This window comes from Acinetobacter uliginosus, assembly GCF_044130295.1.
Lineage (GTDB): Bacteria > Pseudomonadota > Gammaproteobacteria > Pseudomonadales > Moraxellaceae > Acinetobacter.
Genome location: NZ_JBIQOC010000132.1, coordinates 1 through 6,058 on the forward strand (window position 1 = coordinate 1; position 6,058 = coordinate 6,058).

At 39.7% G+C, this 6,058-nt stretch carries 6 protein-coding genes and 1 pseudogene; 2 read left to right on the plus strand and 5 right to left on the minus strand.

Going from position 1 to position 6,058, the window contains the following annotated elements:
• Nucleotides 1-538 (plus strand): annotated as a pseudogene (locus tag ACE01T_RS16745) (transposase); the annotation flags it as partial.
• A 237-nt stretch (nt 539-775) separates the two neighbouring features.
• On the opposite strand, the gene ACE01T_RS16750 reads toward ACE01T_RS16745, so the two are convergent.
• The 3 genes from ACE01T_RS16750 to ACE01T_RS16760 all read right to left on the minus strand — a co-directional run bounded on the left by ACE01T_RS16750 (nt 776) and on the right by ACE01T_RS16760 (nt 3,141).
• On the minus strand, nt 776-928 hold the full coding sequence (locus ACE01T_RS16750; RefSeq protein WP_395519724.1) for a hypothetical protein: 153 nt from the start codon (nt 926-928) through the stop codon (nt 776-778).
• A 141-nt stretch (nt 929-1,069) separates the two neighbouring features.
• Entirely contained in the window at nt 1,070-2,242 is a 1,173-nt protein-coding gene (locus ACE01T_RS16755; protein ID WP_395519725.1) for a hypothetical protein, read from the minus strand.
• Between the two features lie 50 nt (nt 2,243-2,292).
• Nucleotides 2,293-3,141: an ABC transporter substrate-binding protein gene (locus ACE01T_RS16760; RefSeq protein WP_395519726.1), complete on the minus strand. Its 849-nt coding sequence runs from the start codon at nt 3,139-3,141 to the stop codon at nt 2,293-2,295.
• A gap of 163 nt (nt 3,142-3,304) precedes the next feature.
• Here ACE01T_RS16760 and ACE01T_RS16765 point away from each other — a divergent pair, with 163 nt between their 5' ends.
• Nucleotides 3,305-4,030, plus strand: a complete 726-nt coding sequence (locus ACE01T_RS16765) for a class II aldolase and adducin N-terminal domain-containing protein (RefSeq protein WP_395519727.1) — start codon at nt 3,305-3,307, stop codon at nt 4,028-4,030.
• Nucleotides 4,031-4,093: 63 nt separating this feature from the next.
• Here ACE01T_RS16765 and ACE01T_RS16770 read toward each other — a convergent pair whose 3' ends face one another.
• Both ACE01T_RS16770 and ACE01T_RS16775 read right to left on the minus strand, forming a co-directional pair.
• On the minus strand, nt 4,094-4,963 hold the full coding sequence (locus ACE01T_RS16770; RefSeq protein ID WP_395519728.1) for a phytanoyl-CoA dioxygenase family protein: 870 nt from the start codon (nt 4,961-4,963) through the stop codon (nt 4,094-4,096).
• A gap of 40 nt (nt 4,964-5,003) precedes the next feature.
• Nucleotides 5,004-5,846: a transporter substrate-binding domain-containing protein gene (locus ACE01T_RS16775; RefSeq protein ID WP_395519729.1), complete on the minus strand. Its 843-nt coding sequence runs from the start codon at nt 5,844-5,846 to the stop codon at nt 5,004-5,006.
• Between the last annotated feature and the right edge of the window lie 212 nt (nt 5,847-6,058).

The window sequence follows — 6,058 nt, forward strand, 5'->3', positions numbered from 1 at the left end:
TTCAAAACATTGGATTTGTCACACGTTTTAGGCCTAAATCTGTGTATCAGGTGATCCAGCAACATCCAGTGCTTGAATCCAAAGGTATTCTAAAAGATGAACCCATTCAGCTGAATAGCGCATATGCCCTAAAAAGAAAAGCCCCAGTGTTAAGAAGAATTGAATATAGAGATCAGCAAAGTGGCAAGCACTTTAGCTTTCTCAGCAATAACTTTCATTTAGCCGCCTCTACCATGGCGGCGATTTATAAAGATCGTTGGAAAGTTGAGCTGTTCTTTAAGGCGATTAAGCAGAATCTCAAATTAAAAGCGTTTCTAGGCCGCAGCAGGAACGCAATTCAGACACAAATCTGGATTGCGATGATCGCCTATTTATTGGTGAGTTTCGCTCAACATTTAGGAAAACAGGTTGGACAGTTCAACGTTTACTCAGAATAATTCAAGTGAATTTGTTTGAAAGAAGAACTTTAAAAGCTTTATTTTCACCCGATAAAATACCCATAAAACAAGAGGAAGCTCAAATGAGCTTCCTCTTGTGAAAAATTGTGGGACAGCAATGGCAACGTAGCCTCTTTTTTATTTCTAAGCAGAAAATTAATAAAAATAAAAACTCAACTAATTGAAATTGGCATTTTTCCAAGACCTATAAGCCTCTTGCATTTTTTGCTTTTGCTGAAATGTCACTTCGGTCAATGAATAGAAGCGCTCATCATCTTTTCTGATCTGGCTACTTTCAATTCTTCTCGCTAAGGCATCTATAGCAACTTTCCCTTGACTCAAATAATCCTGTATCGAACTTTGGAACTTTGATCCAGACAAAGTGATTGTCCCCAAGTCACTACCCCTTGATGAATCGTCACGTCAAGATACATCCCCTGATCATCTTGATATAACTCCCAAAAATAAGGCTCAATTTCTATAAGTTTCATGGCTAGTTCAGTTCAGTTCAGTTCAGTCATCTTACAAATAAAAGCAAAATAAAGATGAGTAAGCAACCTATAAAGAATGCAAATAAAAACACCATATAAATCACTTTATACGGTGTTGATATGATGAATCTATTCTAAAAATTAGAAGTTGTAATAAAGCTGAAGGTTTAACAATTTATGAGTTTTGCCATCACTGCCCTCTGCATAAGAATCAGCTGGCCCACCAATGAGGAAGTCATTTTTGCCCATAATATATTCAGCCACGAATGCCAAATCTTTATAGTAGGTTGCTACACCGATTAAATTACGTGAAGAGTTTTTATAACCATCTTCGGACTTGTCGTAACTGCTGTACATCGCATATGGTGTAATGGCATCAAGCTTACCTACATTTTTAAAGGTATAGCTGACATCTGCGGTATAGAACATCCCTTTATTCGCCACCATAAAGTTATCATCAAAAGAGCCCATTAAAGATGCTTGAGGATTGATCGGATCTTTATTGTCGACATCATTTTGACCGACAGTTAAGCCTAAAGTTAAATCCTTATAGCCGACATTACCAAACACAGACCACGCTTTACGGTCGCCTGTTTCATTCAGGGTTTTATTTTCAATATCCGAGTACCAATAAGATGCCCCTACAGAGCTTGATACCCCTTCAGGCAAGCTACTGATCTCTTGTTGCACACGCGCGATGAACATATTTTTCTCATCTAAATGAGTCAATGTGGGGTCTTCTGGCTTCACAAAATTGGTGGTATAACGGCTGGCATCTTCAGAATATGGCCCGCTATAAGAACCGCCATCTCCAGTGAAATACCCGAGTTCGAGCTTAGTGCCTGTATCGAATTTACCCTGATATTTCACCCCCAGGTTATGCACATCTTCCAGGCCAATTTGCGTGATCACACCACCATAATAGTTGCTTTCCCAGAAACGCCCAGGTCCAAATGGCACTGGCTGTAAACCGGCTTGAATCAGATGCTTGTCGTTAATGTTATATCCTGCGTAGGCATCGACCAGGGTAGAAAAATCACAGAGTTTTTCATATTGATAGCAACGGTATTCAACATGGCCAAAAACTTTAGGCGATTTATAGTCTACATTAACACGTGCGGCATCAAAGCTTAGGTTGTGATCATTTTCAGACCAGCTCTTATCTTGATATTTTGCGCGGACAAAACCTGAAACGGATAATTCCCCCAAATCAGATTTGGCATCACCAATTTTTAAATCAGCTGCATAAGCTGGTAACCCCATGCACCCTAAAACAACCAGTGCGATACTACGATTCAATGCTTTTTTTTGCATAAATATGATCTCATTCAAGAACGAATAAAAAATGTTTTAGTTAAATGGTCTTACTTCGGCATGTATTTTTGAACTTCTTCAGCTGAAGGTGCTTGCAAGTTATATTTGGCAATCAGCTTGTCGTATTCACCTGACTTTTTCATGGCTTCCAAACCTGCGGTGACTTTGTTCAACATTGCTGTATCACCTTTTGGAATGGCTATTCCCCCTAGGACGGGGAAGAAAGGTTCGGTTGAACTAATTAAAATGCGACCCTTCAATTTATCAACGGTGCTTTTCGCGACACTGGCGTCGTCATAATGCGCATCTACCGCTTTGGCCAGCAGTGCCTGTACAGACTCTGGTGATGTATCAAATTCACGAATGGTGATTGCTGCTTTGCCTTTGGCTACACAGCTTTCAGCAGACATTTGACGCAATTGTTCAGGGAACATGGAGCCTTTTTGCGATGAGATGGTTTTGCCACATAAATCATCACGTGTTTTAGGTTGATATGCAGAATCTGACAGTGAAATCAGTGCTTCGGTGGTCATGTAATATGGCACCATGTCGACTTTTTCCAGGCGCTCTTTGGTGATGTATAAAGCTGACATCACCAGATCAAATTTTTTCGCTTCCAGGCCGGTAATTAAATTGGAAAATCGACTGTCGATAAAAGTCACTTTTTCACCTGAATGTGCAAATATCTGTTGGGCAATATCGATATCAAAACCAACCGGCTTATCATTTTCCATATATTCAAAAGGTGGAAAGGTAATGTCACTTCCGATTTTATAAACCTTTGCAGCAGTCTCGGATTTTGCCTCTTCCGCAGGTACCGAATTTTGGCTACAAGCTGTTAAACCCCAAGATAAACAAACAGCTGTAAGTAATGGTGTGACTCTAAACATGGAACGCATAATCAAACTCCAATGACACATTTTTAATCAACTTAAAAATGTTATACGTGAGTTTTTTGCATAAAGTAATTTTGAATTTCCTAGTCAATACTCCAAAAAAAACGATGCAATAACAGCCCATAAAAATATTAGACTTTTCATATACTTTAAACCGAGAAATACCATGAAAACTGAGTCTCAAATCCGTATTGATTTAGCCGCTGCACTACGTTTAAGTGCCAAATTAGGCATGCATGAAGCAGTCGCAAATCACTTTAGTGCAGCGGTATCAGAGGATGGAAAATCTTTCTTGCTGAATCCGAAATGGGTACATTTTTCCAAGGTCAAAGCTAGCGACCTAATCTTGGTACATGCTGATGATGCAGGCAGTTTTGAGAAAGGGAAAATTGATTCAACGGCATGGGCCATTCATGGCCAAATTCACAAATTACGCCCTGATATTAAAGTCATCATGCATTTACACCCCATTTATGCCACGACACTATCATGCTTAAAAAATCCGACCCTACTTCCTATTGAACAAAATAGCGCACGCTACTTTAACCGAGTTTCTTATGATTCAAATTACAGCGGTATGGCAGATCAGATTGCCGAGGGTCAACGACTGGCACAGCTGCTAGAAAATAATACTCGTTTGCTGATGGGCAATCATGGTGTACTGATTGGCTCACATGATATTGGTATAGCATTTGACGATATGTATACCTTTGAGCGTTCCAGCCAGATTTTGATTCATGCTTATTCAACAGGACAAACTTTGAATATTTTGAATGATGAAGTTGCAGAGAAAACCGCAAAAGACTGGGAAAAAATTGAAGATTTCAGCATTGCCCATTTTGAAGAAATGAAAGAAATTTTAGCGGCTGAAGACTCGAGTTTTATGGACTAAACTCACCACTCAATATAAAAAAAGAGCTTCAATTGAAGCTCTTTTTTAAGGCAATAAAATCATTTACGCCATTTCAAGACCGGCTTGCTGTACGAAGAATGATGCACCTTTCGGTTTTTGCGGCATTCTTAACTGGTTTGCAGTCATACGAATTCGTCCACTCTCTTGCCCATAGACCAAATGTCCTTGATGCACACTGGGTAGTGGATTATCTGACAATGGCGCTGCATCTTCAGCCGCATATACAGTGATGAATAAATAGCGTGGCAATTCGGTATTATTGGCACCTGATGCATGCAATAAACGTGTATGCATAAAACACACGGAACCTGCAGGACCTACACACGACACATAGTTTTGGCATTGTTCAGCCTCTACTGCATCCTCAACTTTTCCAGTGAAACGACCGTCTTGCCAATGGTTATACAGTTCTCCTTTATGACTGCCTGGAATCACCTGTAAAGGCCCATTATCTGCAGTCACCTCTCCCACCATCAACAAGGCTGTGATCATGTCGTCATTGGTGTGCGGAGTAAATGGAAAGTCTTGATGCCATTTCACTGTAGTCGCAGTATGTGGCAGTTTGGCATTCACTTTACTGTGGTGAAAACGTGTACCACTGCCACCAATCAGCTGACCTGCCATTTCTGCCATACTGGAATGAATCGCTGTTTCAAAATACGCATCCGAAATTTCAGTCGGTGAACTGATACGTCTTAAAGCGGGATGGTCAGCACTATGGTCTACAGGATCAACATCAAAACGCGAACGCCCATCAATGGTTTCACCATAAGCTGCAGTAAATTCACGGCTTTCATCTACCCAGGCTTCAAGTTGCGCACGTAGTCCCTGTAATTCATCTGGGTTTAACACATTCTCTACAACTAAAAATCCATCACGATGAAATTGATCAATTTGCGCTTGGTTTAACATTTTTACTTATCCTTCTTAATTTATATATTAGGTACGAAACTTATTTATTCATGACCGCTGCAATATCTTCGTCTGTCGGTGCTTTTAAGCCATAAGCACCCAGAATTTTTTCAAAATCGCCAGAAGCTTTGAGTTTGTTCAAACCATCTTCAACCAATTTATAGGTTGCGGTGTCCCCTTTACGAATGCCAATTCCCCCCACGATTGGGAAAAATTCTTCAGTTGAGGTGATTTTGACTTTATCCGCTAAACTTTTTTCTGCGGCTTTCATCACGGCTGCATCGTCATATTGAATATCAACCGCATGTGCCAGTAAGGCCTGTGTGGTTTGTGGCGAAGTTTCAAATTCACGCACCGTAATTGCTTTTTTACCTTTTTCTTCACAGCGTTCTTTAGAGATTTCATACACTTGTGTAGAGAATGCAGTGCCTTTCATCGCACCTACCACCTTACCACACAAGTCATTTGGGCCTTTAGGTGCCAAATTTGAATCCTTACGTACCAGTAACGAAATGTCAGTTTTGTAGTAAGGAATCATGTCGATTTGCTCAAGACGTTCTTTGGTGATGTACATCGATGAAAATAAAATATCAAACTTCTCACCTTTTAAGCCTGGAATCAGATTCGCCCAGCGTGTATCAATCCAGTTCGGTTTATAACTGCCATCTACTTCAGCAATTTTTTCCATGATTTCAACACTGACACCATTTGGCACACCATCTTTTAAAAACTCATAAGGTGGAAAAGTTAAATCAGAACCGACAGCGATGGATTTTTTCGCAGCGGAATCTGCTTGTTCTGCATCTGGTTCTGATTTATTTACACAAGCCGTGAGTAATAAACTGCTGACCAGCGCACCAATTAAAACTGATTTATTCTTCATTACTTTTCCCCAAACTCATTATCATTAATTGTGTAAATAAAATATAGAACAATATTTTTCATAATCCGATTAGGATTTTTTTATGTAGTAATTTATAAAAATTAAATTAGACCTCTTGCGAAAGTAAAAACTGCCTCAATATAGATTTCATGAAATATCAGAAATTAAATCGTTTTTCAGATTCTGAATTCCAGCGCTTGGTTGGTGTACCT